This is a genomic window from Roseibium sp. RKSG952 (assembly GCF_009711355.1).
Map to the genome: position 1 here is coordinate 1 of NZ_SMMF01000127.1, position 277 is coordinate 277.

Annotated in this window: 1 pseudogene; it reads left to right on the forward strand. The window is 57.0% G+C overall.

Annotation, left to right across the window (positions count from 1 at the left end):
* Positions 1-277 (forward strand): annotated as a pseudogene (locus tag E1297_RS48705) (IS110 family transposase); the annotation flags it as partial.

Here is a 277-nt window from a genome sequence, read left to right on the forward strand (position 1 = left end):
CCACATGGCTGAACTCGGTATCATCGCTGCCATCGGCATGACCAGCATTGCCAAACTTGTTGCAATACTGCACGACGATCAGGACAGACGCCTGCCTGCTTCGGCTCGCGCCGCGCTTTTGGAGATGGCCGATCAAATTGAAAGGCTCACAGAAAGAATTGAGAAGCTGGACACCAAGATTGTCGCAGTGGTGAAGGCCGATGATGCCGCTCGTCGTTTGACGACCATACCCGGCGTCGGCCCTATTATCGCTGCGACCGTTCGCGCCACCGTCCAG